Raw genomic sequence first — 25,514 nt, 5'->3', positions numbered from 1 at the left:
CGGAACCGTTGCGCCAACATTGTATTGCGTCATTTCCATGGTTTAGAAACACGTCACAGTATTTTTTGAGTATAAAAATCCCTTGATAATCACCCGTCCTTATTTTTACTCAATTATTCGGCTGTAACTTCTTAGCATTAAATGCAACCGCTGATTATTAACAACGCTTGCATTCCAAAGGCCACTAAAACTTTCGAAAAATATTAAAGTCAAATTTCTTTGGTGGACAGCCAAGTAAAATACTCTAATTTCAATCACCTAAAACTAATGGTTTATCTGTAATAGCAATATGTTCAGGATTGATTGGATCGTACTTAATGATCGTGTAGTTTCCGGCAGTAAACCGTTCGATTTCACTAAATTTCAGCGGCTTCATGATTGTCGACTCTATCGTTTGCTGTTCCAGTGTCTCAAAACTTAGCGTCAACCTGTAAATCGGTAGATGTCCATCATAACTGCTAGTTTGAGAGGCGTAAATAATTAGCGCGTTAACACTTATGCCAGTATTTAGGACGGCCTCTTGCATAAAAACACTTTTTAGATATGGATATAACGAAGTGTAGAGGAATCTTGCCATAGGAAAAACGCCAAACAAGAGACCTATGAAGATTATCAAAATTATATAAAAAATTTCCATACCCAACCCTCCTTAAGGCATAACTGACAACACCATTAATTTATCTATCCAGGGGAGAAGGTATTTTAAGCTTGATCTTCATAGGATCTTTTCTTGAGTAAACCAATGGCACTTTCGCACCTTTTTGGTACGCCGCAATTTTAATAACATCGATTACAGCCTTTCCCTCTGTGTTGACGACTTTATCATTAGCAGTTATTAATTTCACCTGGATAAGAACGTTAACGAAGGAAGCGTTTCCGCCACTGGTGCTACGAATGTTAATTATTTCACCATACCCCTCTACAGAATCCTCAGGCTCTATGGTTACAGCGTCTCTGCCTGCCATAATAAAGTTATAACAAAAGAAAACAAACATACCTAAAAATAGAACGAGCAAGGGATAAGTTACAAAGTATGAAATATACACCATCGTCTCCTTGAACAATTCGACACTATACTCACATGCAACCACCCACAATAAAAACAAAAGGAGCTAAGGTCATTCATCAAACACAAACATATATTCTTTGTCATTTTTATAAAACAATTTTATCTTTTTACCTTTCTGCAGTTGAGGGGCGTAGAATGTATCAATTTTTTCAGTCCCCTTTAAAAGATGGCCTTCGATATCAAGGACATATACAATGGTTGTATTGCCCGCACCATCACTGCTTACAGGTCTAATATTGATAATTTCTGCAAGCACAGGTCGTCCCTCTTCCATCAATTTATCTCTTTTATTTGTCAGATAAAAACCGTAAGCGATGAAGAAAGAAAAGATGAGCACACAAATAATAATTTCAAACATGAACTCAGTCATAAGTTCATCTTACTTTACGTAGATTAATCATGCATACGTCCTAAATCTTACGAATTATCAGTAGGGAAAGTCATCAGTACCGAATATATTTGAAACTGTTATCCTGCAGAAAAATTGATTCTTGCACTGAGAATGAGAACATTCAATTACATACATTCCCAGAACCACTCTAAAATTTACATACCAACTGTGATGAGATGTGCCAAATTACGAATGTTATTTCAAAATCAGCCAAACTTTCCCCGGATCCTTTTTATTATAATAGATAACTAGTTTCCTTTCGCGCTCAAGTTTCATTAAATCCAGCACTGTGACAACCTGAGTGTGGTTTGTATGAATCTCTTTCCCATCGAATGTTTTAAATGACAAGCTAAAAACGCACTGTGGTGAACCCGCCCCTGAAGTGGAGGTCTGCTTTATATTTGTTATCTTGGCTACAGTCCTGCCCCCATGTTTTTTAAAGTTATCATAGACAGATCCGGTATAGAACACCCAACCTATTAATGCACATGGTGCAGCGATACTTAACAACAACCCAATATCATTGCCAATAGACACGCTTTGTCCTCGCATAAAATAATCGACGATGCTACTGATCATAGTGCCTATCGAAATGGAAGCTTAAAAATCGATTAAAGAAAAAACATATTATTCAACAACGATTATAATAGCTGTAAACTGCATAGATATACAGACATTATAAAACCGAGTCGTTAATTTATTTTAGGTTAACTTTTATCATCATTATATATTGCATTTATCTTTCAACTGTGCCTGTAACTCATAAAAAGCTAATAACAAATATATTTTTTCACCCATCACAGTTAACACTCATTATTGAAGCATATTGAAATGACGGCCATTTTACCTTTTGCCCCTTTTTTGACTTTTATAGTCAATCCCTTTTTCAGCATATGCGCTTGATCTGAGGCAATTAGAATTTTCGCTGTATATAATTGCTTGTCATTGGGCAGGAAGAAGTTAACATCATAAAAATGATCATTTCCGTACCTGGCGTTTATTTTTTTCCACGACTCAATGTTTGTTTGCATTACGTCACCCTGCCAACGATTGCTGGAGAGATAATGCTTTATTCCCGAAACATCGCTTTTATGTTGTCTTTCTAATAAGAAAAAAAACACGGTGACTGCTACTGTTAAAATGACACCCCCGTACATAAAACATTCAGAGTACTCCTCCAGAGCCATTAATCCTCCTCTAAATCCAATCTAAAAAAAGAATAATCTATGAGACTGTTTTTTTTAAAACCACTATAGTGAGTTGTTTTCCAGAAGAACTACCTATCAAAAATAAAAACAAAGTTCTTATCATCAATGTACATGATTTTTATTTTCATACCTTTCTGCATTTGGGGAGCATAGAAGGTGTCAATTTTCTCTCGCCCCTGAATTTTACGCCCTTCAACATTCAAGGTATATACTATTGTTGTATTTCCAGCATCATCAGTGGCAACAGGTCTTATCTTTTCGATTATGGCTGTAACCGGCCTTCCTTCACGAAGGATTTTCTCTCTTCTGGCGACTGATATAAAACACAATATAATGATACTGGCCAAGATCCCGAGTGCTAATAGTAACCCCATCATATCGCTTTGTTCTATCTCCTTAAGAAATTAGTCATTCACTGTCCTGCGCAGGTCTCGCGTTAGAGATATTGACGTCATCATCTTGAGTGGAATCGGAACAAAATGAAGCATAAGCTATTCCATATCCCCTGGCACAAGAAATACCTGTTTAGGATTTTCCGGCAAATAATACAACAAAACAGTATTTTTCCTCATTATTTTTATCAGCTCTTCAGGCGTAAAAAACCGCTTAACCCAGGCGCGAGTAGTTCCATTCATTGTTTCGAACTCAAGCTCAATTTTGAACTTCATGTTGCCAGTACCCGACACCCCAATATTTTCCTTATTAATTATCCGCGCTTCTGTCCTTACCCCTTTGGCTCGAAACTTTGTGTCATCGGCACCCGTTTTAATAACACTGTACGCCATCCAACCTATTACAATTACTGATAGGGCAATATTCCATAATGTTGATTCAGACATCCATTCGCCTCGCATACTAATTTCTATTTACTGTTGTGTGCTTTGGTGGTCGGCATATTAACATCGAAGAACAGATGGCCTTTTAAGTATAAATCTTCACTCCATTTCTTTTGGCACGAGAAGAACCTTTTGTGTCGCATGAGGCATATAGTAAAGAATAACGGTATTGTTTCTCATCACTTTAATAAGATCCTCAGGTGTGAAAAATCTTTTAGCCGTTGCCCTAACGATGCCATCCTCGGTTGGAAACTCAACAATCATACGGAATTTTGTATTCCCTGTGCCTGACGCACCTATTTTTTCTTTGCTTATTATTTTAGCTTCGACTCTGATTCCCTCTTTTTTAAACTTATCGTAAATAGCGCCGGTATGATAGCAATAAGCAATCACACCGACACACGCAATGACGATACCTATAAGAGTAATAAAAGATGAGTTGAGCAAATTACAGTCCCATAAAAATCAATGAAAATATAATCATATAATTGTATTTTTATATTGCCGCATTTATTTCAGTGCCATTTCGCCATCCCATTATTAATTCCCATCTCAAACAACAAAGCATTTCCTCTTGCGCGATAAATCTTATGAAATTATGCAATAATTATTTAAGGCCAAGTTGCAACTTAAAATAAAATCGGGTTTAGAGATTTTTAGTTCCAAAGACTTAGCCTCCATCAATTAATCACTAGTGTAGGCTTTTTAAGTTACAACTCTTCCAAAGCGTTCTTTACATTTAACATGTTCTTGTGAGGATCTGTTCTTAAATATATAATAGGCACTGTAGCCCCTTCTTTATAATTGAATAAATCCATGATTTTGATTGCTGTCATAACATTTCTTTCTTCAATTAAAGCACCATTATTAGCATTAAATTTATAATCCAGGGTTACGTTTACGACACCAAATGTTGAGGGTGTTCCTGGCACAACTTTTGTGATAATCGCGTTAACATAAACTGGGTCTTTAGCAATTTGCTTCTCAACTCGCCCATTTTTATAGTTACGAACAAAAATGGATAATATAATGAGCACAACTATAATAGGAGCAATAATATTAAGATATTTTAGATATTGCATTTTATTCTGTTAGTTAAACATTGTTAGGATTGATCTTTTCAACACTACTTTATAGTTAGTCGCATTAACTGTTCCAGCTTTATATGAAAACCCATTATTGTAGGCAATTTTCACAGGATCATTTTCAATTTTCGTAGTCGTTATACCTATGGTCATACCAGTTAAACTCAGAGCTAAACCTGTCATAGAAACTGAGTTCAACACAAAGCCTGTTACATTTAATTTTTTCTCAACAGCCCATGGCGTATCAACGTTGACCTCAGTATCACTTTTAATGTTAATTTCACAAGGCGAATAAATATTTATTTCACCAAGGGCATTATCAGTACTACTACCAACTATATTTCTTGCAACGTTACCTTCAATGTCAATAATTTGGTTTTGCTTAACCGTTAATTTATCAACACCATTGATTTCTGTTACAACGCCTTTTTTATTATACTCAAAAGATTCATGAGAAATGGATATCGGGTTAGAGATGGTATTAGTTTGAGCATACTTTAATGATAATAGTTTTCCAGTCGCACTAAAAATATCAAAAGTTATTCTTTAGAATTATGAGCAATAAACTCTTGAGCAAAACTACGTTTCGTAGTATCGGTTTTTTCAAATATAGGAGGCTCTATCAAACATGTGTTCCACTCTTTATTTTTATGAGAGCAGGGCTATAGATTTTTATTTAACCACCAGCGACAGTCTGCTTCCAGCCGCCCCATTAACCTTTATTTCAAGGCCACCGGTAATGGTGTTAGTCTGATGTCCATCATCTTAGTTTACTGTCAACTTCTTAGTAACATGATGTAGCCCAGCAACGTCTATTCACCCCCCATGCGCAGAATCTGTACCCCGCCGAAGCCCTGGCCGGCCCATTCGCTCGACACGCGTACCCAGCAGGAGCTGGTATCGTCCACTTTCGCCTGCCGCTCCCAGTAGTACTTTACCTTTATCCGGCCATATTTGTCCGTCCAGATACTCTCCCCCCGTGGGCCCAGCACTTTCGCCGTCTGCGGACCGTGGGTTTTCGGCCACGCCGTCACCGTTGCCGGGCGGAACACCACCGAAGGAGGAATCACGGCGAATCGGTGCGGTGCACCGTCTCGCCTTCGGAACCGCTATGCCAGCGGTTCTGCTTAAGGAGAAGTAGTTCGCCTCGGTGGTCAGGTGCTCCCCGTTATCGCTGAAGAACGGCGCATGCCGCCGGCAATCCCCTGCGTCGGCACATTCACCGTCACCGGCTGGCCGAGCAGCTGGCTGCGGTCGATGCGCGCGTCGGTGCCCAGCAGCGTCAGGGAAAAAGCAAACGCTTCAGACAGCGCCTCGCGACCGGTGAGTTTCCAGAAAAGCAGGCCGTCTACCGGCAGCTTGACCGTGATCCTGTCTTGCATGGTGAAGTCCTCTGTGACATCTGATTTTAATGAAGGGTGAGCCTGGCGGTGCAGCGTTAGCGAGCGCGATGGAATTTCAGGCTTTGAATAATTTCCTGATATTGCTGTTGGTAAGACTCACTAAATTCACCCGGGCAGGTGCCCACATAGCTGACCATTTTCTGACCCGCTGCAGGATCCGCCAGCAAAATGATGGTTTGCCGCTGATAAATGATCCGGTTGTCATTGCTGAACTGATAAAACAACTCGACGGCAGGATTGCCATCAACGTCTAACATTTGGGTGGATTCGAGGTGAAAATCGGTGAGCGTCATCTCCAGCTCGCGGATCTTTCTGGCGGCGACGGTATGAACCTTATCATCGGCTTTGGCGCTGGCGCGAGAGACAACAAACGTAAATTCACTGCCACCGTTATTACTGTGTGTTAATAAATTCATAGTTCTGTCTTTTTTATAGGTCGGACGAGACTAAGGTCGTGATGAAAAGAAGAAGCCGTTGCTCCCTGCAGCAAGGTGAAATGATACGCGCGGGATGACGCTCCCGCGCGTGACCGGGTCAGGGTGCCCGGGTAAACAACGATTACCGCGGCTGCGGATTGATAAGCCAGGTGCCCGGGTTAGCAATATCGACAGTCTGGCTACGAGTCTGGCCATTGCCTTCCAGCACCAGCTCGTAACGGCCCGGTTTCACTTTCAGAGAGGCAAAACCGTTGGTGGCCGGTGAAATAGACTGGCTTTCGCCGTTGAGCGTCAGCTTCTCGCCCTCGTTCATCCGAACAAAGAGTTGTGCTATCGGTGTCTGCGAGGCCACCGGTGCGGCGCTCGGCGTTTCGCTCTGGCTCTGTGCTGGCTGAGTCGTCGGCTGTGCAACTGGCTCGGTCTGGCGCGGCGGCTCGACAGGCGCGCTGTTCTGCTGCGGCTGCGAATTATTGACCGTCTCCGTTGCGCCCTTTTCAGGCTCCGAGCTGCTGCTGAACAGCAGCGCGCCGGCGATAACACCAACAATCACACCTGCCGCGACCAGCGCAGGCAGTTTGTAGCGCTGCCAGCCAGCAACCTCAACTTTTTCCGGCGTCTCTTCAACCGGTACCAGCATGGTGCCAGGCTGCTTCACGTTCAGCACATCGTCGATACCGGCGACCGGCATCTCAATCAGCGCGGCAAACTCATCTATCGACTGCGGACGATCTTCCATCTTCAGCGCCAGCGCGCGATCGACAGCCTGCAATAACGCATGAGAGTAGCCCGGCAGCCCGCGCTGGGTCAGCGGGACATAGGTGTCCTGAATGCTGCGCACTACGCTGACCGGCGGCGGTGAGCCGATGATCATGGTATGCAGCACGGCACCCAGAGCGTAGATATCGGTCCACGGCCCCTGCTCGCTCTCGTTGTCGTCAGTATATTGCTCGATCGGCGCATAGCCCGGGCGCAGCATGGTTTCGGTTTCATCAGAAATAGAACCGATACTGCGGCGCGCGGAGCCGAAATCAAGCAGCACCGGTAAGCCGTTTTCCTGAATCTGGATATTGTCCAGTGAGATATCGCGATGAAGATAACCCTCATCGTGAATGGTCTTAATTGCCCCCAGCAGCATCGGCAGCATGCGGCGGATCCAGGCTTCATTGATCAGCGCCGGATTCTTCTCGCGCAGGCGCGACAGCGTCGTGCCGCTGTAGAACACCGTCCCCATGTAGGCGGTGTCGTTCTGCACCCAGAAACGCAGCACATGCAGCAGGTTCGGGTGGTTAAAACGGGCCAGTAAACGGGCTTCCTGGATAAAACTGTTCAAACCGGCGGTAAACGCTTTACTGAAGCGCTCGCTGCGCAGCACCAGCGTCATGTCGTCGTTACGCACTGCCAGCGAAGAGGGCATGAACTCTTTAATCGCGATGGTTCGCTCAAGCTGGTGATCCCAGGCGCGATAGACGATGCCGAACCCTCCACCACCGATCACTTCTTTAATTTCAAACTCATTGAAGCGATATCCCGGTGGCAACGCGTTCGGTACACTCCGGTTGTTATCGTGATCCGTCATATTGGAAAACTCTCTTGATAATGGCGTTACGCCGCAAACTGACAGTGAAACTCACCCTGCTCAAACGTGACACGTAAACGCTTATAATGCTCGTCTCGCGCGCTGGCGTCGAGTAATAGCTGGCTCATAAGCGGCAGCAAAGTGTTGGTAAGGATGGAGTCAACCATACGTCCGCCCGATTCCACTTCCGTACAGCGGGCAACGATCTGTTCAACCACGCTCTCATCCACTTCGGAAACGATGCCATGGTTCTCTTCGAGACGACGCTGAATGCGCTTAAGCTGCAGACGCACGATCATCGCCAGCATCTCATCGCTCAGCGGGTAGTACGGCACCACCAGCAGACGGCCCAGCAGCGCAGGCGGGAAGACCTGCAGCAATGGCGCGCGCAGAGCGTCACGCAGCGCGTCCGGCTCCGGCATCAGCTCCGGGTCGGCGCACATACCGGTGATCAGATCGGTACCAACGTTGGAGGTGAGGATGATAATGGTGTTACGGAAATCGATATGGCGACCTTCACCATCTTCCATCCACCCTTTATCGAACACCTGGAAGAAGATCTCATGCACATCGGGATGCGCTTTTTCAATCTCATCCAGCAGCACCACGCTGTAGGGACGACGGCGCACGGCTTCCGTTAACACGCCGCCTTCACCATAACCGACGTAGCCCGGAGGCGCGCCTTTCAGGGTAGAGACCGTATGCGCTTCCTGGAACTCGCTCATATTGATGGTGATGATGTTCTGCTCGCCGCCGTAGAGCGACTCCGCCAGCGCCAGCGCGGTTTCGGTTTTACCGACACCAGACGGGCCGCAGAGCATAAATACGCCGACCGGCTTGTTCGGATCGTCAAGGCGCGCGCGCGAGGTGCGAACACGTTTGGCAATCAGCTCCAGACCGTGACGCTGACCAATAACGCGTTCATTTAAGGTATCGGCCAGTTTCAGCACCGCGTCGATCTCATCTTTCACCATCCGGCCCAGCGGAATGCCGGTCCAGTCAGAGACCACGGCGGCAACCACGTTGGCATCCACGGAGGTAAAGAGCAGCGGCTCGTCGCCCTGCAACGCGCGCAGCGCATTTTGCTGCCCGGTAAGGGTGGCGCGTAACTCGGTCAGTGCCTCTTCCGGCGCGGTATGCAGCTGCGCACGCTGGGCGATGATGCTGTCCACCAGCGCCTGCTCCTGCTCCCAGCGCTGCGTCAGCTCATCGCGCTGCGCGGCCAGTTTCTCCAGATCGGCCTGCAGTTTCACCACGCGCTCGCTGTCGCCAACGGCGACTTTGGCTTCACGATTGGCAATCTCGATCTCCACGTCCAGCGCGTCGATGCGGTGCAGGCAATCTTCCAGTTGCGGCGGCGGTGAACTCTGGCTGACGGCAACGCGCGCGCAGGCCGTATCGAGCAGAGCAACCGCTTTGTCCGGCAGCTGTCGCGCCGGAATGTAGCGATGCGACAGCTTCACGGCAGCAACTACGGCTTCATCCAGCAGCAGTACACGGTGATGTTTCTCAAGCGCCGACACGGTGCTGCGCAGCATCAGTACCGCTTTCTCTTCGTCTGGCTCGGCGACCTGTACGGTCTGGAAACGACGGGTCAGCGCCGGATCCTTCTCAATATATTTTTTATACTCAGCCCAGGTCGTGGCACCGATGGTGCGCAGCTGTCCACGTGCCAGCGCCGGTTTCAGCAAGTTGGCGGCATCGCCAGTGCCCTGCTGGCCGCCTGCGCCAATCAGCGTGTGGATCTCATCGATAAAGAGAATGATCGGCGTCGGGCTGGACTGCACTTCGTTAATCAGCGCCTGCAGACGCGCTTCAAACTCCCCTTTCATCCCCGCGCCCGCTTGCAGCATGCCGATATCAAGCAGCCACAGCTGAACGTCAACCAGCGGCTCAGGCACGTCGCCACTGGCAATACGCAGCGCCAGGCCTTCCACCACGGCGGTTTTACCCACCCCGGCTTCACCGGTCAGCAATGGGTTATTCTGGCGACGGCGCATCAGGATATCGACCATCTGGCGGATCTCTTCGTCGCGCCCGACAACCGGATCGATCTTGCCATCACGCGCACGCGCGGTGAGATCCTGGCCATACTGAGCAAGCGTTCCCTGCTGAGCCGGTGCAGCAACGCCGCTTTCATCATTCAGGGCAACCGTTGCCTGCTGCGTCTCTTTGCTGTTGGCACAAATGGTGTCGAAATTATCCAGCAGCGCATCGGCGCTGACGCGATCGAACTGCGGAGAGATGCCTTTCAGTACGTTGGCGAGGCTCCAGGTTTTCAGGATCCCCGCTAACAGATGACCGCCGCGAATGCGGGTGACGCCAAATTTCAGCGAACCGTAGACCCATGCGCGCTCAACCGCTGTATCAATATGCTCTGACAGGTCGGAAACGGAACTTGCGCCGCGCGGCAGTTTATCCAGCGCCGCGACGATATCGCGCGTTAGCGCCTGCTCATCAAGTGAAAAGTGGCGGATAACCTGCTGCAGATCGCCATCCGACTGCTGCATCAACTGATGCAGCCAGTGAACCAGCTCTACATATGGGTTACCCCGCAGTTTACAAAACGCGGTGGCGCTCTCCAGCGAGGTGAATAAGAGTGTGTCGAGTTTGCCGAATAAGACGGCGCGGCTGATTTCTGACATGGGTTCTTCCATTATTCATAATTAATTAGCACTTCATCCTTCGTGCTGTCTCGTCGATGGCGGCCCCATCTCCTTTGTGCTTACGGGTGTAAGCGTCCGGGATACGCCGGCTTACCGTGCAACGCAACGCGAATGATTATGTGCAGACGTCAGACAGGGATGCAAAATCGAAGGATTACTCCTCCGGGCTAAATACCAAATCTCCACGCGCTTCTGGTCTCGGTTGCATACCAAGCCAGGCGCTATACCCCAGACGGCTGTCGCCGCCCAGCGCGGCGCCGACAACATCTTCGCTGCGCAGGATAATTTTCACCGCCCATTGATACTCAATGCCCAGATACTGGCGCACCCAGTCACGAAGCGCGGCGACATACTTCTCTCCCGGCAGAAAGCGCCGGTAGGTTTCAGCCGGTAGCGGGCCGATCTCAATGCGAAATTTATGGCACACATCGCGCACCGCCTCACCAAGAAAGGTGGATTGCCCCAGACGCGGCGCGTGCCGCCCACCCTGCAGACGCGCGCGTTCGCGCGGGCTGAGCGGCATCCACTGCGGAACGTTCTCCACAATGTTGACCGGCACATTGAAATAGCCGCGCAGGATCTTTGCCAGCCCCTCGGGATCGCGGCCGTTGCGGGTTAAGTGCCCTGCCAGCGCGAAGCGGGAATGGGGGCTGAGCGTCCCCTTCTCCAGCTGTCCTGGCTGACCCATACCGATCAATGACGCGATATAGTGCTCGAAGCGATTATTGTCTTTGCGATCGAGTGAGACCGTCGGTTGCGCATCCGCCCAGGCACGATAAAAGAGCAGCGTCAGCCGGTGATGGAACAGATCGGCAAAGGCGCTCATGCTCTCATCCTGATGATGGTCGATACGCTCGCGCGCATACTCCGTCAGGTGGATGGGCAGCGGGCCGTTAGGGCCAAAAAGACCAAAGCTGTAAATCGACACATCATAGAGAGGCGATGCTTCGCGCTGTTTCACCCCGGCGAGCGTTGCCGGCGCGAAACTGAGCGATGGCGTCTGCCCGACGCGCAGCGACTCAAAGCGCGGCAGCGGCGCGCGCCCCAGCGGGTAGCGCTCACCGCCGCGCGCATCCACGCGACGCAGCAGAGTAAAGAGATCGTAACGCCACGGCGTTGCCATCACATTCTGCCAGAAGGCATCCGGCAAGCTGTTCAGGCGGACGATCGCAGGCTTGAGCGCGGGCGTGTCGGTCATATCAGCGCCCTCTTGCCCATACGCGGCGGCCAGTAGCCCACTTCGCCGCGCTGCTGGCTCTTGAGGGTAAACTCCGTAAAGCTGTTCATGCCCACCAGTCGGGCAAAGACGCGCTCCAGCACGCTGCCGAAAAGCCACGGGCTGAAGCCGGAGAAGGCCTGCTCATCAACGGTAAGGGTAATGCCAACACCACGGGCAAAGACAATCGGACCCGGCTCCGGCACCCGGCGATGTACTGGCTCCAGCACGCAGTGGCGCACGCCCTCAATCTGGCGTGCCACCGGCGCTTCCGCCAGCCGGGTATAGAGCCCAAGCAGCTGGCGCAGCGCCGCAGCGCCTTCGCCGTTTTCGCCATCCATCAGGCTGAGATAGTTCATCTGCAGCTGGCTGATTAAACGCCAGGTACTGAGCCCTTCCGCCAGTGCCGGACGCGGCGGCGTCGGCCCTTTGCGCAGCTTGAGCGATTTCACCGGCAGCGAATCGGGCAGCACAAACTGCCCCATATCCTGCTGCAGCATCAGCGGCAGATCGCGGCTGGTGCACAGCACTTCTGCGGTGATATAGCGTAAATCCTCTCGCCACGGCGCATGTTGCTCATCCACCAGCGAGGCGAAAACTTCGGAGCCGATATAGCCGGTGCGGGTGCCGTAGCGCTGGGCATGCTCAGAGAGCGCGCGCTGCTCGCGGCGCACTGAGAAGTAGGCACCGTAATTGCCCTCATCCTGGCTCCAGCTGCTCCAGAACGGGCGGAAGGTCTGCTCATCGCGCTGACCATCAACACTGGCGTGGATTTTGCCAACAGAGTAAATCTCATAATCCAGCGGACGGATGTTATCGACCACAAGATGGTATTCGTGCAGGCTTTCGCTCAGCTTCTGCCGCTCGGCGATCTTTGGAAACAGGTTGATGACCGGCGTACAGTGCAGCGCCAGATGGCTCTTATCCACCACCCGCTCCAGCTGACCGTCCGCTTTATCAAGCAGAATAATGATATCGAAGGATTTGGCTTCGCCGCTGCTTTCCAGCATGGTGCGCAGCCCCTGCAGGCTGATAAAAAGAAAACGCGACGGGAAAGCAAAATACTCTTGCAGCAGGCGGTAACCGTCGAAATTGCGCAGGTCGTCAGGCAGCAGAGACTGGTTAGCCTCAAAGCCCTCCTGGCGCAGCGCGTCATCCGCCAGCACATGGAGTGCAGCCTGCGGCGCGTTTGCCTGGCAGACCATGCCTACCTGATGCTCCATCAGCAGCTCAAGCAGTTGCAGCGCCTGCATGTCAGGCCCGCTCAGGAAGAGTTCCAGACGGTCAAAGTCGAGATGGCTGAGATTGACCGGGCCATCGCAGCTCAGGCGAATACGCAGCGCGCTCTGCGCGCCGCGCTGGCTTAAACCGACCTGCGCGAGCGGGAGATCGGCAGGCACGCCGCCAAGCTCAACCTGGCTAATTTTCAGCGGCAGCAGCGTGACGTCGTGAGCGGTGGTGTAGCTACAGGTGACGCCATTCTTCTTCATCACCTGGCTGTCCATCATGGTGCCGCGCGGCACCACAAACCCGTTGCTCAGATCGCCTTTGGCGCTGTCCGGCTGCAGTTCTGCAATCGCCATTGAGGGCGTCGGTGCCAGGTAGTTCGGCGCAACCATCTCCAGCAGCCGCTGGGAGAAGCGCGGAAACTCGGCGTCCATTTTTAACTGTACGCGGGAGGTGAGAAAGGCAAAACCTTCCATCAGGCGCTCGACATAGGGGTCGGATACATCCATCCCACGCATGCCCAGACGCCCGGCCACTTTTGGGTAGCGCCCGGCAAACTCCTGGCCCATCTCACGCAGCCAGGCGAGTTCGCGGTTGTAGTACTCCAGTAATTTGCTTTCCATGAATTACCCCGCGTCTTTCAACTCGAAATGCCCGTTTTCAAGATCCACATCGGTGCGAAAAAGGAACTCCAGCGGATAGGGCACACACCACAAACGACCTTTAATCTCAATCGACAGAATATTGTGCAGATCCAGCGATTTGGTGTCGGAGATGCAGCGCACCTGCAGGCCCTGCGGCAGGATGCGCGGCTCAAAGTGCAGGATCGCATCGGTGAGCTTGCGTTGAATATCATTCCATTCAATATCGGACATCCGCTGGCCCGCCAGCGGCGAAATACCGAAGTTGACCACCGAGCGGCGCACTTCATCGAAGTCGGAGAGATCCTGCTGCGCTTCGTTATTGATGGTGTTAAACAGCCACTGCAGATCGCGCAGCACGTTGCGGCGCAGCGCCGAGTGGGTGATCAGATTGTTATTTGCCGGCTCCTGCACTTTGTCCGGTGCGTCATCGGTCAGGCGATCGAGCAGCGAGGGCTGCATTTTGTCGCGCGCGCCGACGGTATCTTTGCCGCGACGCGAGCGCCAGCCGCTGCGCAGCAGATCGCCCTCGTCATGTTGTGCGGAGTTACTCATTCGTCGCGTCCGCAGCGAAGGTCACTGTGGCGAGATCGAGCAGCGAATATTCGGCACCGTCATTGAGCCACACTTTTTGCCCCATCCCGAGGTAGTGCGCCGACTCGCCCGACAGTTGCTGCCATTCAGTGACGCGACAGAGTTTGAAGCGATCTTCTGCGTTAGCATCCAGCGGATAGCGCGCCGGGATCTGGCACACCTGTTCGCTGCCATCGCGCAGGCGCACCAGCGTGTGACGCCAGACTAAATCGGTGACGCTGGCGGGCGGCTGAAACTGCATCGCGGAGATGGCGCTAAACGGCAGCCAGAAGTAGCGACCATTCACAATCGCTTCGCATACCGGCCCAAAGCGGCTGTCGCCATCCATCAGCCAGTCGAACGCTACCATCTGCCCATCCTGTGTGGCGAGCTGACCAGGGTTGGCCTCGGCCTTCTCCAGCGCCGCGTCACGCAGCGCGTCGGCATCACTGCCCTGCGGATCCAGTGCGCTAATCACCTCTGCCAGCCATGGATACTGCTCGACCGGTGCAACCGGACGCGCGCGCCCGGCCATCACGTCAGCACGCTGACGCTCGCCTTCGATCGCCTGCTCCAGCAGGGTGACGGTCGGCTGCGCCTGCGGCTTAAGCCCCTGCCAGCTTTTTAACTGCGCCTGTGCGCGTGTCCAGTTGCCGTCCAGGCAGAGCAGCTGTGCGAACGCGGCGCGTAAATCGGCGTCGCCCGGCTGAGTGCGAATACGGCTCTCAAGCTGTGCAAGGCTATCCTGCAGGGACTCACCCGCCAGTTGTTGAAATAGGGTATTCATGGCTGCTCCTTAGTTGACGGTTTTGTAGGTCCCGACTGCGGGATCGCGCAACTGCGGATGCAGGGAGTCAATCAGCAGAATATTGAGGCGAGTGCCAGGCTCGAACCACGGCGTCCAGACTTTGCGCACTTCATCAAGCCGCGCTTTTAAGCGTGTGGCATCGCTAGCCACTTCGCGTGAAATCTCGACGGCGACGGTGCCGTTGGCCTGCCAGCCGTTGAGGCTGTTGACGTAAGGCAGGATCATCCAGCTCTGCGCCAGACTGCCTTCGCTCACCACCATACGTTCGTTATTGACGGTGGTGATCAGCAGACGGTCGGCGTCCACTTTGTCGCTCAGGCCGCTCACCGGGAAACCGTGAACGAAGGTCATGGTGATTTTCTTTTCGGCGCCGTTGCTGACCTGCGTAACATCGCTGCGACCATTCAGCCAGCCGCCCTTCTCGCATTTCCCATCCTCTTTAGCGGGGATGAAGAGTGCTGCCGCGCTGGCATCGCCCTGCCAGAAGGTGCGCAGATGGCAACCATCCTGCAGGGTGAACTCCTGCCACGGCGCGCGGTTAGCAGGTGGGGAGAGATCTTCAGGGCGGCCAACCGGCTGTTGCAGCGTCGTGGTTTGCGCTGGCGCTGCGCCGTTTGAGGTGACGACCGGCTGCCACTCTTTGGCTTTATCTGCGGTACCTTCAGCCAGCGTCGTACCCTGCGCGTCGGTCAGTTTCCAGTGCACCTGCGTCAGGGCACCGCACTGGTTTTCCAGCAGCGCGCCAAGACGGGGTAAGAAGTTGTTCAGAACGGAAGGCTTTTTCTCGCCGCCGGTGACAATACGCAGCGGCAGCGTCTTGCCGCACCAGCTTTTAGGAGTGTTATCCTCAACATTGTCGATCCAGACATCCAGTTTTTGCGAAGGCGATTGCACGATGCGGTAGTTTTCTGCCTGCGCGCTGCCACATGCCGCAAGCAGGGCCAAACCCGGTAGCCAAAGTTTCATAAAAGTCCTTGTAAGCTGTATCAATCACGAAGAGGGAAAAACTGAGCGGCTTCAGAGATCGTATGCAAAAGCGTGGTCTCCTGAGGCGTACCCATCCACACCGCCACGGCGCTGTAGTTATCCTGCTGGGTTTGTGACCCGGCACCGTTTTTCAGCAGGATTTGATTCATTAATGTCAGCCACTCGTCGGGCGTATTGACCATATGCAGCGACTGCTGCATCTGCTCTTCGGTGACGCCGTGCCAGAAACCATCCGTACACAATAAGAAAGCGTCACCATCTTCAATCGGCACCACATCACTGTAGCTCGGCTCGCGCTCATCTTCGCCGAGGCCGAGCGCGAAATAGAGCAGGTTGCCGTTAATGCCTTCAACCTGATGTCCGGCGTCTTTCATCTGCTGGACCAGACTGTGATCGGTGGTCACATGATAGAGCCAGCCGCGGCGAAAGAGATAGAGACGGCTGTCACCAGCGTGGGCCCAGTAAGCCAGCTCGTAATCGCGATCGATAAACAGGCTGACCATGGTGGTGCCCATGCGGTTGTAATCCCGTACCGCTTGCTGCTCTTTACGGATTGCACGGTTCGCGCCGTTGATATAGTTGCGAATGTACTGGGCATTGAGGTGCTCATCGCCGTCAAACTCGGTGATGATGGCATTGCGCGCCAGTTCGGCCGCCTTGTCACCGCCGGGCAAACCGGCGATGCCATCGCAGACGACAAAACAGGCGGCACGCTCGCCGATAGTTTCTCCGGTCTGATCCTGATTACTGGCACGCTCGCCTTGTCGTGATATTGAGGCGGTGCTGATATTCATTCTTCCGATCCGCTTTGTGAGTCTTTGTACTGGTTAACCTCCATGTCGTAAGCGTGGAGGAACGCTTCACCGAACAGGGTATGGAAGTCATCGTCAATCTCACCGGCGGTTTGCGCATAGGTGCGCACAAAGTAGTCCCACATCGCGGCCTTGCGGTTGGAGAGCACGCCAAGACGTGAGGTCGCGCCGTCACGTTTCGCATCTTCTTCCAGCTGCTCAGGATTAAAGGATTGCAGCATCGCCGCGATAATGGCGCGGATACCGGAGATCATCCCCAACTGGTGCGCTTGCAGGTCGATCAGTGCATCGCGTACCGATTTTTTCGGCGGCATAAAGCCCGGCATGCGGTTACCGAACATCTGCATCAGCACGGTTTTACCCGAAGGCAGCAGTTTGAACGGGTTGTTTGCATCATCCAGCACCATTGTCATATCCGCTTTCACGCCGCGCTTTAAGATCGAACGCGAGGAGAGCAGCGCCACGGTGCCCTGCGAGAACATACTTAACATCTGGCCAAACTGGCGCATGTTCTCTTTGTCAAACTGCGGAACGGGCTGCATATCGCCCAGCCCCATCCCTTCGAGCAGCGCTTCGAGCAGTTCGCCCTGTAGCACATCGCCGCTGTCGCCGGAGGTGCTGGCAGGTGCCGATTTCGCGCCGGGGCTCTGCACCGGATCGATACGCAGGCGCCCTTTCGGCGTCTGCGCCGCGCTGCGCTGTACCGCCTGCGGTGTCGGCAGCGTGATGCCGGCATAATCCTGCGGCTCCTGCACGCCTTCCTGCAACGGCATCGGCTCCTCTTCGGCGAAGAGCGGCGTGCCGCTCAAATCCTCTGCGTGCAGATCGGTAATGATCGGTTGCTGCTCTGCCGGCGGCTCGCTGGCCTGCAGATCGGTAATGATCGGCGAAGAGGGCTCCTGCGGTTTCGCCGGGGCAATCTCATCAGCATGCGCCAGCGGTACAGCACCACTCAGCAGCCCAAGCGGGTCGTCGCTGCGTGCCTGCGGCGCACTGCCGCTGCCGCCAAACAGCGCCAGCGGATCGAGTTCGTCACTATCAGGCGCACTCTCTTTCGGTGCCTGTACCGGTTCAACCGGCGGGACTAAGGTCGATGGCGTGGCGTCATTAAAGATGCTGTCGTTTTTAAACAGCTGTTCGTCATTGAACAGATTGTCTGAATCGAGCGATTTTGGCGCGACCAGCGGCTCGTGGTTGCCCAATAATGAGAGCGGGTCTTCCGGGTTGCGCTCCGGCTCTTTCGGTTCAGCAAAAGGATTAAAGTTTTGCGGCTCGGCGGGTTTGGCACGGCTGCTGGAGATGCTGTCGGAGATTGAGAACTCCTGCATCAGGCTGTCCCAAATTTCCGTCGGCACGGAGGCTGGCGCGCCCTCTGCTGCGTTTTTCGGCGCAGCGGTCGGCGCAGGTGCAGGCTTCGCCGTCGGTGCAGGCGTTGGCTTCGGATACATCTCCTCGGCCATGCGGCTTACCGGCTGCGTGTCCTGAATAAGATCGCTCACTTCGATGCGGTATTCATCGATACCAAGAATGTCCCCATCCTGAAGCTCGACCTGACGGCCGCGCTCAAGCGGGATGTCGTTGAGCACAACGCGCGTCACGTTGCCGCGGTTGGTGACACGGCATTCACCCGTGCCGGAGATATGAACAATGGCCTGCAGACGGGAAATAGAGCGGTCGTTATCCGGCAGCACCAGATTATTGTCGGTGCCGCGGCCAATGGTGCCGCCCGGAGGATAAAAGTCGCAGCGGCTTTGCGGCGGCTGATGACCGGGTTTATTGGTGATAATAGTGAATCGCATCGCGTATTCCTGCTGGAGTTATGTGCACTCAAACGGCGCCGTTTTGGGTAAAGCGGCTGCGTTTGAATACGGGCACCTGGAGGCGTTACTCAGCCCACTGCGGGGAAGGCAGTGCGCCCTCCCCGCTATTGTGAAACGACTCAGACGCCATCCAGGCTATGTGCCAGGGTTTCCAGACGATCGTTCATCGATTTTTTCAGACACTCCGTGTCCGCATTACAGCTGTTGCGCTGGCTTAACCACGCTTTCTGCTGTGACTGCAACTGCTTATCGAGGTCTTTATTGCCCACTTTGACCGCTTCCTGACGGAAAGATCGGTAGGAGCGCGCGACGCTGTTATCCAGTGACGCCAGCTCGCGATCGCTACAGATCGCTTTCTCAGGTGCAGAAGCCGCTTTAGCACAGTCAAACGACGCTTTCGGCTTGCTGTTTTTATCTACAGGCGCGAGTAACAGGATGGTGCCATCCGTCCAGTTGAGCAGTACGCTTTTGTTAACCACTGCGAAACTGGCATCAGCGCCCGGATCGCCGTTAGAAAAGTTTCCTGATGCACAGGTAATGTTCTCAACCTGCGCTTTCGCTTTACCATCTAAGCCCAGCTCATAGGTTTTAGCGGCGTCTTTCTCCGGAATAGATTGCGTTGCCGCAACCCAGGCGTTAAGAGTAGAACCGTTCTCTTTTATCGTCGGTGACTGGCAGTTTGACCCACCCGGCAGCGACGTGGAGATCCCCTTATCGGTCACGCTCAGAAAGCGTCCCACCAGGCGATCGTCATTGAACTGATAGTTCAGGGTACGTTCTGATTCCGTATTGATAAAAGCTTGCTTAACCTGCCACTCGCCCGTAACCGGCGAATTCCCCGCCAGCGCCAGTGACGGCAACAGGGTCGCGGCGGAGATTGCCGCCGCCAGCATCACAATTTTATGCGTCTTCATCGGTCAGTTATTCCCATAGTCGCCGTTTAAGTACAAGTTCACTTCAAAGTTGCGACGATTAATCAAGCCTTTCACCACTTTATGATTACTGGTAACGGCGCGTTTAATTTCCGTCATCGCGTCAGAAATCTGACCGCGGTTGATAAAGCCAAACACATTTCTCAGTCGTCCTCCCGGGTTATAAGCGAAGGAGACCAGTGCATCAAACTCATACTGTTTGAGCTGCACAAAAATACCATTTCTGACACTGTTGACGTACGGGGGAACCGTTGCACGCAGTAAGTTTGTCTCCTGCTCATCCGTCAGGCGCACCAGTTTGGCGTTCTCTTTCGCAAACTGGCTCGCTTTGTCGTCCTTCAGCCCGGCAGCTTTACTGATCTTCTCTGCCGTAATGGCATCGATACCAATTTCCATCATTTTAGATTTGATGGACTGCTCAGATCGCTCTTTCATATCGTAGCCCGGCCCAAGCGTAACGCCGCTTGCGCCGCCTGGCCAGTGCAGATAACAGCTTTTGTTCACCCAGGCTTCACGATGAAAAATGAAGCTCATACCGCTGGCGGAAATATCCATTGCGCCAACCGCCTGACGCCCTGCGCTGCCGGAAATCGGCGGCTGCGGCGCGCGGGTTGTCACGGGTTTACCCAATGCAGCGAGCGTACGACGCCCGACAATACCGTCCACATGGAGATTCTGTTTAGCCTGGAACTGTTTGACAGCCATTTCCGTTTTCAAGCCGAAAATACCATCATCACCGACGTTAAACCCTGCTTTACTCAGCAGTTGTTGTAACTCTTTGACATTCGTACCACGATCACCCTTGCGCAGAACACTCATTCGTTCATCCTCAAAATATTCTTTAATATTTATACGCATTCAAACGACACAGCTTTCAGCAAAGCTGCTGCGTTTGAGTAGCAATAGCTCTCTGTTGCAGGAAACACGCTATTTGATAAGAGGAAGTCAAAACTAAAGAGGAAATGTGTGGTGTTTATCAGCACGAAAACAGGGTGAGCCCTTGCGGGCTCACCGAAGCAATTACGCTTCTTTGTTTTCTTTGATGTTCCAGCCAGCGCTGGTTTCAGCACCTTTACCGCCGGAAGAGGACTGCTCCCAGTACTGCTGTTTCACTTTCGCAGCCTGGAATGCATAGGTCACACCAACGGTGTCGCCGTTGTCAGCACCGGTGTACTGAACGGAGGTCACCAGCACGTCTTCCAGAGTGATGCGAGCATATTCAACCTGCTGACCACCTGCTTTGCAGACAGAGAGTTCAACTTTGGTCAGATGCTTGCCGCTGGAGCAGTGCTTCAGGATAGCGGTAGTGGATTTGTCAATGAGTGCATTTACATGCAGGTCGTTGAAATTGACTTTACCGGCACCGCCGCCACCGCCAACACTCATGTTCCCTGGCTGTGAAGCACCCCAGGAGAAAGATGTGATATCAGTCCAGCCGGTGTGGTTAGAGTCTTTGGACTCGCCCGTAACTCCATCGACCTTCAGAAACATATCAATAGCCATAATATTTACTCTTCGTTAATGATAAATATTGCTTTCGAAAAAGCGCTTATATGGCAAATGGGTAAGCATGGGGCTGAATAAAACCGTCCATATTTTACCTCTGCCTCTTTACATTCCGAAAAAACGGGTGTTTCTTCAGAAATTCGTTTTCTCTTTTACAAGAGAAATAATTCGTGGGTGTTAATTAATTATGAAGATTATTCGTTGGGATAATCCTGGTTCCAGGTATGTTCTGGGTTTTTAACCAACACCTCTTTTGCTAGCTTATCCAGCTCAGGGCTATGATACAGACGCAGGCAATTTAATGTAACGCCTTTAACACTTTTGGTGCTTTCATTATGAAATTCATGCCGTCTGTTTTTATATATTTTTATTAATGCATTAACTTTTTCATTGCCATTTTCGATATCAAACGGCAGCCATTCCCGTAACGCATTTGCACTTCTTGCTGCGTCCAGTGAATAGGCTGAATTCGGTTCAGCCACCTGAGCAATACAGAGCGCGAGCACCATATCCTTTACTACTTGCGTGTATGGCCGTTCTTTGATAAATGCCATCGGATCGTCAGCTACATTCGCGAATGCACCACTGCATATAAACAGCAAGCTATAGCATATCTTTCTCATAGCAACTCCCAAAAACTGGCTTTGGTCGTAGCATAAGGGTACTATCCTCAGCTATAAGAAATAAAGGGTTAATCATCGAAAAATTAATTAGTTCCGGCAACCCCGACGATTGATGGTCATCGCCTCGATGATTAAGTCGGAAGCCCGCTCTTTTTTAAGCCGTTCTTTTGGTAGCTTATCAAAAAAATAATTTAAGTATTCATGGATCGAAATAGATTTAACTCGGTGGTAACCACACCACAGTTTTCCTTCGGTTGCATCCAGTACGCCAAGAAGATACATATCCGCCTTGATGCGTTCACGTTCGTTTTCCCAGTTATGCCATGAGGCAAGGAACTGTTCCCCCGTCAAATTAACATTTTGACTAGTTAGCAATGCGGGATCTCGCGGAAATATAGTCGTACTATCATCGGGTAGCGCTTCTGCCTGAGGATAGTGATAAATTTTTTGCGTTGCTACCGACAATGAAGAAAAGAGAAGCAAACCCATCGTAATAACAGTGATTCCTTTCATAACAACTCTCCTTTTTTTATAGACCGTAAGCGCATCGCGCTTACGGCCTTACAGCCTTACGCCTCTTTAGTTTTCAGCGACGGCAGTTTTGAAACCAGACGCAGAGAAACGGTCAGACCTTCCAGCTGGTAGTGCGGACGCAGGAAGAATTTCGCTGCGTAGTAGCCAGGGTTGTCTTCGATCTCCTGCACCTGCACTTCTGCAGCAGCCAGCGGTTTACGCGCTTTGGTCTCCTGCGAGGAGTTTGCCGGGTCACCGTCGACGTAGTTCATCACCCAGTCGTTCAGCCAGCGTTCCATCTCATCACGCTCGCGGAAGGAGCCGATTTTGTCACGCACGATGCACTTCAGATAGTGCGCGAAACGGCAGCAGGCGAAGAGATACGGCAGACGGGAAGCCAGACGCGCGTTGGCGGTGGCATCAGCGTCGTGGTACTCCATCGGTTTTTGCAGCGACTGCGCGCCAATAAAGGCAGCAAAGTCGGAGTTTTTGCGATGAATCAGTGGCATAAAGCCGTTTTTCGCCAGTTCCGCTTCACGGCGATCGCTGATGGCGATCTCGGTCGGACACTTCATATCCACGCCGCCGTCATCGCTCGGGAAGGTGTGGCAAGGCAGGTTTTCTACCGCACCGCCAGACTCAACGCCGCGGATAGAGGTGCACCAGCCGTACTCTTTAAAGGAGCGGTTGATGTTGGTCGCCATTGCGTAAGCGGCATTCGACCAGGTGTAATTGTTGTGGTTCGCGCCATCGGTCTCTTCTTCAAAATCGAAGCTGTCAACCGGGTTGGTACGAATACCGTACGGCAGACGCGCGAGGAAGCGCGGCATAACCAGGCCCAGGTAACGCGCATCTTCAGACTCACGCAGCGAACGCCATGCGGCGTACTCGGTGTTCTGGAAGATCTTGGTCAAATCGCGCGGGTTCGCCAGCTCCTGCCAGGACTCCATCTGCATCACGCTTGGTGCAGTACCGGTAATGAACGGGCAGTGTGAGGCCGCGCCAATGCGCGCCATTTCACCCAGCAGCTCGACATCCTGCGGGCTGTGGTCGAAGTAGTAGTCGCCCACCAGGCAGCCGAACGGTTCGCCACCGAACTGGCCATACTCTTCTTCGTAGATCTTTTTGAACAGCGGGCTCTGATCCCAACCGACGCCTTTATAGCGTTTCAGGTTACGGCCCAGCTCCTGCTTGGAGATGCTCATAAAGCGGATCTTCAGCATCTCATCGGTTTCAGTGTTATTCACCAGGTGGCTCAGACCGCGCCAGGCGCTCTCCAGCTTCTGGAAATCTTCGTGGTGAATAATCTGGTTGATCTGCTGCGACAGCTTCTCATCGATACCTGCAATCAGGTTCTGGATGGTGCGATAGGTGTCGGAGGAGAACGTAACAGTGTTTTCCAGCGCCTGCTGCGCCAGCGTTTTCACCGCACTTTCAACCGCCGAGCGCGCCTGATCGGTTTTTGGACGAAACTCTTTATTGAGCAGAGAGCTGAACTCGTCCTGGCTAAAGGACTGGGCACCCTGCTGCAGTTCTTGTTGTTGAGAAGGATTGCTCATCAATTATTCCTCTTTACCTTGCGCACTCTCGTCACTATTCGGCATCTGGCTGAGTGATTTCAGCAGGGTCGGATCCTGCAGCACTTTTGCAATCAGCTCTTCAGCACCGTTTTTACCGTCCATGTAGGTCAGCAGGTTAGAGAGCTGGGTACGCGCTTCCAGCAGCTTATTCAACGGTTCGACTTTGCGGGCAACGGCGTCCGGCAGGAAGTCATCCATGCTTTCAAAGGTTAAATCCACGTTCAGACGGCCATCACCGGTCAGGGTGTTGTCTACGTTAAACGCGACGCGCGGTTTCAGCGCTTTCATGCGTTCATCGAAGTTGTCGACGTCGATTTCGAGGAATTTACGCTCTTCAATAGAAGGTAAGTTCTCCACCGGTTTCCCTACCAGATCCGCCATTACGCCCATCACAAACGGAAGCTGGATTTTGCGCTCCGCGCCGTAAACTTCCACGTCGTACTCGATCTGTACGCGCGGCGCACGGTTGCGGGCGATAAATTTCTGACCACTGTTACTCATTGCCATGATGTTCTCCATCGAATATACGCGGTGAAGGTTTGATGACAGGCAACACGCCTGCCGTCATAACGCGGTTTGCGTCACTCCTGACGCCCAAAAATATTTTGTAGCTGATTGACGCCGTCCGGCGCCAGATCGCGAATGATCTCCATAAAATCCAGCTCGATTAATCGCTGCACGCGGTCGATCATCAGCGGTGCGGGGTGGCTCGGCTCATGCTGGGCAAAGTACTGTTTTACCTTCTCAAGCATTAACTGTGCATCCGCACGCGTGGCGACCTGCGCGGTACGCCAGTCGGTCATCGCCGGTAGCGGAACGGCAGCCGCAGGTTGCGCAGCGCTCTGCGTTGGTGGCGGCTCAGATGTCGTCTCTACAGGCTCATCAGAGCGGGAAGCGCGGCTGACACCGGCAATCATACCCACGGTCTTGAGTAACTGTTCCATTTCCGGCACCCCGCTTTCGCCCAGTTGTTCCAGCAGCCATGTACGGATGGTTTGCAGACGCCCTTCGATTTGCCCGATAGCGTCAATGCCGGGCTGACCGCCACGCGTCAACTCATCAATCAGGCGCACCCGCCCGCCGGGATAGCCTGCACACTCTGTTTTGCTGCCGTCGAGCAGCGACTGCGCATCACGCACGATAATCTCATCGCCGTTACTGCGCAGTAATACGGACTGGCGAAGCGTAGTGGTTAGCGATGATTTATCACTTAACCCGGCCAGGGCGTTAATGCGGTAGAAGGGATCAAACTCGCCGCCGTCGGTTAGCGATGGCCAGAGCTGATCCCAGTACAGGGAGAGCGCCTGACCCAGCAACAGCAAACCATCGGCATACCCTTCAAGGCCGCGACGGCGTGTCCAGGCGTGGGTCAACGCCATCATCACGCGGATATCTTTGGTGCGTGACAGCAAGCCAGTGGCCAGTTTTTCCACGCGCGTCCAGTCAGCCGGTTCAGCCGGAATAATGGTGCTGCCAAATTGCTGCTCGGCTTTGCCAAGGCTCGCCTGCTCCATCGCCTGGAAATCGGCGTCGTACTCAAGGTTTTCACCGCACGGCAGCTCCGCAGTAACCGGAGCCAGTAACGTTTCAATAGTCATCCGCAAC

The 25,514-nt window shown here is 52.2% G+C and carries 28 protein-coding genes and 1 pseudogene; all 29 read right to left on the bottom strand.

What is annotated here, in order from left to right; genetic code table 11:
* Positions 1-250: 250 nt before the first annotated feature.
* Positions 251-637 (bottom strand): DUF3592 domain-containing protein, encoded by a 387-nt coding sequence (locus ABIC80_RS04340; RefSeq protein WP_429175654.1) that lies wholly within the window; start codon positions 635-637, stop codon positions 251-253.
* Between the two features lie 40 nt (positions 638-677).
* Entirely contained in the window at positions 678-1,049 is a 372-nt protein-coding gene (locus tag ABIC80_RS04335; protein WP_429175653.1) for a hypothetical protein, read from the bottom strand.
* Positions 1,050-1,118: 69 nt separating this feature from the next.
* Positions 1,119-1,439: a hypothetical protein gene (locus tag ABIC80_RS04330; RefSeq protein ID WP_429175651.1), complete on the bottom strand. Its 321-nt coding sequence runs from the start codon at positions 1,437-1,439 to the stop codon at positions 1,119-1,121.
* Positions 1,440-1,655: 216 nt separating this feature from the next.
* The gene (locus ABIC80_RS04325) at positions 1,656-1,997 is read right to left on the bottom strand and encodes a hypothetical protein (RefSeq protein ID WP_429175648.1); all 342 of its coding nucleotides are present in this window, start codon (positions 1,995-1,997) and stop codon (positions 1,656-1,658) included.
* A gap of 266 nt (positions 1,998-2,263) precedes the next feature.
* Positions 2,264-2,647, bottom strand: a complete 384-nt coding sequence (locus ABIC80_RS04320; protein ID WP_429175645.1) for a hypothetical protein — start codon at positions 2,645-2,647, stop codon at positions 2,264-2,266.
* A gap of 89 nt (positions 2,648-2,736) precedes the next feature.
* Positions 2,737-3,045, bottom strand: a complete 309-nt coding sequence (locus ABIC80_RS04315; protein ID WP_429175644.1) for a hypothetical protein — start codon at positions 3,043-3,045, stop codon at positions 2,737-2,739.
* A gap of 114 nt (positions 3,046-3,159) precedes the next feature.
* Complete coding sequence (locus tag ABIC80_RS04310; protein WP_429175641.1) at positions 3,160-3,507, bottom strand: hypothetical protein; 348 nt, start codon at positions 3,505-3,507, stop codon at positions 3,160-3,162.
* A 96-nt stretch (positions 3,508-3,603) separates the two neighbouring features.
* Positions 3,604-3,951 (bottom strand): DUF3592 domain-containing protein, encoded by a 348-nt coding sequence (locus tag ABIC80_RS04305; protein WP_429175640.1) that lies wholly within the window; start codon positions 3,949-3,951, stop codon positions 3,604-3,606.
* Positions 3,952-4,214: 263 nt separating this feature from the next.
* Positions 4,215-4,586, bottom strand: coding sequence for a hypothetical protein (locus ABIC80_RS04300; RefSeq protein WP_429175637.1), 372 nt, complete (start codon positions 4,584-4,586; stop codon positions 4,215-4,217).
* An 818-nt stretch (positions 4,587-5,404) separates the two neighbouring features.
* Positions 5,405-5,780: pseudogene (locus ABIC80_RS04295) on the bottom strand (type VI secretion system tip protein VgrG); the annotation flags it as partial.
* Positions 5,744-5,971 (bottom strand): hypothetical protein, encoded by a 228-nt coding sequence (locus tag ABIC80_RS04290; RefSeq protein WP_429175636.1) that lies wholly within the window; start codon positions 5,969-5,971, stop codon positions 5,744-5,746. The pseudogene ABIC80_RS04295 and the gene ABIC80_RS04290, both read right to left, overlap by 37 nt.
* 56 nt (positions 5,972-6,027) lie before the next feature.
* Entirely contained in the window at positions 6,028-6,408 is a 381-nt protein-coding gene (locus tag ABIC80_RS04285; protein WP_023480152.1) for a DcrB-related protein, read from the bottom strand.
* Positions 6,409-6,550: 142 nt separating this feature from the next.
* Positions 6,551-8,005: a serine/threonine protein kinase gene (locus ABIC80_RS04280; protein ID WP_429175633.1), complete on the bottom strand. Its 1,455-nt coding sequence runs from the start codon at positions 8,003-8,005 to the stop codon at positions 6,551-6,553.
* 26 nt (positions 8,006-8,031) lie between these two features.
* Positions 8,032-10,650, bottom strand: coding sequence for a type VI secretion system ATPase TssH (tssH, locus tag ABIC80_RS04275; RefSeq protein ID WP_124968099.1), 2,619 nt, complete (start codon positions 10,648-10,650; stop codon positions 8,032-8,034).
* Positions 10,651-10,825: 175 nt separating this feature from the next.
* The gene (tssG, locus tag ABIC80_RS04270; protein ID WP_429175630.1) at positions 10,826-11,869 is read right to left on the bottom strand and encodes a type VI secretion system baseplate subunit TssG; all 1,044 of its coding nucleotides are present in this window, start codon (positions 11,867-11,869) and stop codon (positions 10,826-10,828) included.
* Positions 11,866-13,737 carry a type VI secretion system baseplate subunit TssF gene (gene tssF, locus ABIC80_RS04265; RefSeq protein WP_023480090.1) on the bottom strand — a complete coding sequence of 624 codons (1,872 nt, stop codon included), beginning with the start codon at positions 13,735-13,737 and terminating at the stop codon, positions 11,866-11,868. Before tssF ends, tssG begins: the two co-directional genes overlap by 4 nt.
* 3 nt (positions 13,738-13,740) lie before the next feature.
* Positions 13,741-14,310, bottom strand: coding sequence for a type VI secretion system baseplate subunit TssE (gene tssE, locus ABIC80_RS04260; protein ID WP_429175627.1), 570 nt, complete (start codon positions 14,308-14,310; stop codon positions 13,741-13,743).
* Positions 14,303-15,115 (bottom strand): type VI secretion system accessory protein TagJ, encoded by an 813-nt coding sequence (locus ABIC80_RS04255; RefSeq protein WP_429175625.1) that lies wholly within the window; start codon positions 15,113-15,115, stop codon positions 14,303-14,305. Before ABIC80_RS04255 ends, tssE begins: the two co-directional genes overlap by 8 nt.
* A 9-nt stretch (positions 15,116-15,124) precedes the next feature.
* Complete coding sequence (locus ABIC80_RS04250; protein WP_200133768.1) at positions 15,125-16,102, bottom strand: hypothetical protein; 978 nt, start codon at positions 16,100-16,102, stop codon at positions 15,125-15,127.
* Between the two features lie 20 nt (positions 16,103-16,122).
* Positions 16,123-16,917: a PP2C family protein-serine/threonine phosphatase gene (locus tag ABIC80_RS04245; protein ID WP_023480106.1), complete on the bottom strand. Its 795-nt coding sequence runs from the start codon at positions 16,915-16,917 to the stop codon at positions 16,123-16,125.
* The gene (gene tagH / locus ABIC80_RS04240) at positions 16,914-18,734 is read right to left on the bottom strand and encodes a type VI secretion system-associated FHA domain protein TagH (protein WP_429175623.1); all 1,821 of its coding nucleotides are present in this window, start codon (positions 18,732-18,734) and stop codon (positions 16,914-16,916) included. The genes ABIC80_RS04245 and tagH overlap by 4 nt, the downstream gene beginning before the upstream one ends.
* A gap of 140 nt (positions 18,735-18,874) precedes the next feature.
* The gene (locus ABIC80_RS04235; protein ID WP_305208225.1) at positions 18,875-19,669 is read right to left on the bottom strand and encodes a lysozyme inhibitor LprI family protein; all 795 of its coding nucleotides are present in this window, start codon (positions 19,667-19,669) and stop codon (positions 18,875-18,877) included.
* Positions 19,670-19,672: 3 nt separating this feature from the next.
* A complete protein-coding gene (locus tag ABIC80_RS04230) occupies positions 19,673-20,545 on the bottom strand; it encodes a peptidoglycan-binding protein (RefSeq protein WP_429175621.1) in 873 nt (290 codons plus the stop codon).
* 162 nt (positions 20,546-20,707) lie between these two features.
* On the bottom strand, positions 20,708-21,190 hold the full coding sequence (locus ABIC80_RS04225) for an Hcp family type VI secretion system effector (protein ID WP_023480099.1): 483 nt from the start codon (positions 21,188-21,190) through the stop codon (positions 20,708-20,710).
* A gap of 197 nt (positions 21,191-21,387) precedes the next feature.
* On the bottom strand, positions 21,388-21,816 hold the full coding sequence (locus ABIC80_RS04220) for a T6SS amidase immunity protein Tai4 family protein (protein ID WP_429175618.1): 429 nt from the start codon (positions 21,814-21,816) through the stop codon (positions 21,388-21,390).
* 87 nt (positions 21,817-21,903) lie between these two features.
* Positions 21,904-22,329 (bottom strand): Rap1a/Tai family immunity protein, encoded by a 426-nt coding sequence (locus ABIC80_RS04215; protein ID WP_429175616.1) that lies wholly within the window; start codon positions 22,327-22,329, stop codon positions 21,904-21,906.
* A gap of 56 nt (positions 22,330-22,385) precedes the next feature.
* Positions 22,386-23,888, bottom strand: coding sequence for a type VI secretion system contractile sheath large subunit (gene tssC, locus ABIC80_RS04210; protein ID WP_023480123.1), 1,503 nt, complete (start codon positions 23,886-23,888; stop codon positions 22,386-22,388).
* A 3-nt stretch (positions 23,889-23,891) separates the two neighbouring features.
* Positions 23,892-24,416, bottom strand: a complete 525-nt coding sequence (gene tssB / locus ABIC80_RS04205) for a type VI secretion system contractile sheath small subunit (RefSeq protein WP_023480163.1) — start codon at positions 24,414-24,416, stop codon at positions 23,892-23,894.
* Between the two features lie 74 nt (positions 24,417-24,490).
* The gene (gene tssA / locus ABIC80_RS04200) at positions 24,491-25,507 is read right to left on the bottom strand and encodes a type VI secretion system protein TssA (RefSeq protein WP_429175613.1); all 1,017 of its coding nucleotides are present in this window, start codon (positions 25,505-25,507) and stop codon (positions 24,491-24,493) included.
* Between the last annotated feature and the right edge of the window lie 7 nt (positions 25,508-25,514).

This window comes from Kosakonia sp. 1610 (assembly GCF_050435845.1).
Classification (GTDB): Bacteria; Pseudomonadota; Gammaproteobacteria; order Enterobacterales; family Enterobacteriaceae; genus Kosakonia; species Kosakonia cowanii.
The sequence above is the reverse complement of the archived record's forward strand: the minus strand, read 5'-3'. Positions and strand labels throughout refer to the sequence as shown.

Excerpts from the sequence above, each read along its gene's own strand:
- ABIC80_RS04310 (WP_429175641.1), bottom strand. The coding sequence starts at position 3,507 with ATGTCTGAATCAACATTATGGAATATTGCCCTATCAGTAATTGTAATA.
- ABIC80_RS04315 (WP_429175644.1), bottom strand. The coding sequence starts at position 3,045 with ATGATGGGGTTACTATTAGCACTCGGGATCTTGGCCAGTATCATTATA.
- ABIC80_RS04230 (WP_429175621.1), bottom strand. The coding sequence starts at position 20,545 with ATGCGTATAAATATTAAAGAATATTTTGAGGATGAACGAATGAGTGTT.
- ABIC80_RS04320 (WP_429175645.1), bottom strand. The coding sequence starts at position 2,647 with ATGGCTCTGGAGGAGTACTCTGAATGTTTTATGTACGGGGGTGTCATT.
- tssA (WP_429175613.1), bottom strand. The coding sequence starts at position 25,507 with ATGACTATTGAAACGTTACTGGCTCCGGTTACTGCGGAGCTGCCGTGC.
- ABIC80_RS04215 (WP_429175616.1), bottom strand. The coding sequence starts at position 22,329 with ATGAAAGGAATCACTGTTATTACGATGGGTTTGCTTCTCTTTTCTTCA.
- tssG (WP_429175630.1), bottom strand. The coding sequence starts at position 11,869 with ATGACCGACACGCCCGCGCTCAAGCCTGCGATCGTCCGCCTGAACAGC.
- ABIC80_RS04280 (WP_429175633.1), bottom strand. The coding sequence starts at position 8,005 with ATGACGGATCACGATAACAACCGGAGTGTACCGAACGCGTTGCCACCG.
- tssB (WP_023480163.1), bottom strand. The coding sequence starts at position 24,416 with ATGGCAATGAGTAACAGTGGTCAGAAATTTATCGCCCGCAACCGTGCG.
- tssC (WP_023480123.1), bottom strand. The coding sequence starts at position 23,888 with ATGAGCAATCCTTCTCAACAACAAGAACTGCAGCAGGGTGCCCAGTCC.
- ABIC80_RS04330 (WP_429175651.1), bottom strand. The coding sequence starts at position 1,439 with ATGACTGAGTTCATGTTTGAAATTATTATTTGTGTGCTCATCTTTTCT.
- ABIC80_RS04290 (WP_429175636.1), bottom strand. The coding sequence starts at position 5,971 with ATGCAAGACAGGATCACGGTCAAGCTGCCGGTAGACGGCCTGCTTTTC.
- ABIC80_RS04245 (WP_023480106.1), bottom strand. The coding sequence starts at position 16,917 with ATGAATATCAGCACCGCCTCAATATCACGACAAGGCGAGCGTGCCAGT.
- ABIC80_RS04335 (WP_429175653.1), bottom strand. The coding sequence starts at position 1,049 with ATGGTGTATATTTCATACTTTGTAACTTATCCCTTGCTCGTTCTATTT.
- tssF (WP_023480090.1), bottom strand. The coding sequence starts at position 13,737 with ATGGAAAGCAAATTACTGGAGTACTACAACCGCGAACTCGCCTGGCTG.
- ABIC80_RS04340 (WP_429175654.1), bottom strand. The coding sequence starts at position 637 with ATGGAAATTTTTTATATAATTTTGATAATCTTCATAGGTCTCTTGTTT.
- ABIC80_RS04225 (WP_023480099.1), bottom strand. The coding sequence starts at position 21,190 with ATGGCTATTGATATGTTTCTGAAGGTCGATGGAGTTACGGGCGAGTCC.
- tagH (WP_429175623.1), bottom strand. The coding sequence starts at position 18,734 with ATGCGATTCACTATTATCACCAATAAACCCGGTCATCAGCCGCCGCAA.
- ABIC80_RS04235 (WP_305208225.1), bottom strand. The coding sequence starts at position 19,669 with ATGAAGACGCATAAAATTGTGATGCTGGCGGCGGCAATCTCCGCCGCG.
- ABIC80_RS04220 (WP_429175618.1), bottom strand. The coding sequence starts at position 21,816 with ATGAGAAAGATATGCTATAGCTTGCTGTTTATATGCAGTGGTGCATTC.
- ABIC80_RS04255 (WP_429175625.1), bottom strand. The coding sequence starts at position 15,115 with ATGAATACCCTATTTCAACAACTGGCGGGTGAGTCCCTGCAGGATAGC.
- ABIC80_RS04300 (WP_429175637.1), bottom strand. The coding sequence starts at position 4,586 with ATGCAATATCTAAAATATCTTAATATTATTGCTCCTATTATAGTTGTG.
- ABIC80_RS04285 (WP_023480152.1), bottom strand. The coding sequence starts at position 6,408 with ATGAATTTATTAACACACAGTAATAACGGTGGCAGTGAATTTACGTTT.
- tssH (WP_124968099.1), bottom strand. The coding sequence starts at position 10,650 with ATGTCAGAAATCAGCCGCGCCGTCTTATTCGGCAAACTCGACACACTC.
- tssE (WP_429175627.1), bottom strand. The coding sequence starts at position 14,310 with ATGAGTAACTCCGCACAACATGACGAGGGCGATCTGCTGCGCAGCGGC.
- ABIC80_RS04250 (WP_200133768.1), bottom strand. The coding sequence starts at position 16,102 with ATGAAACTTTGGCTACCGGGTTTGGCCCTGCTTGCGGCATGTGGCAGC.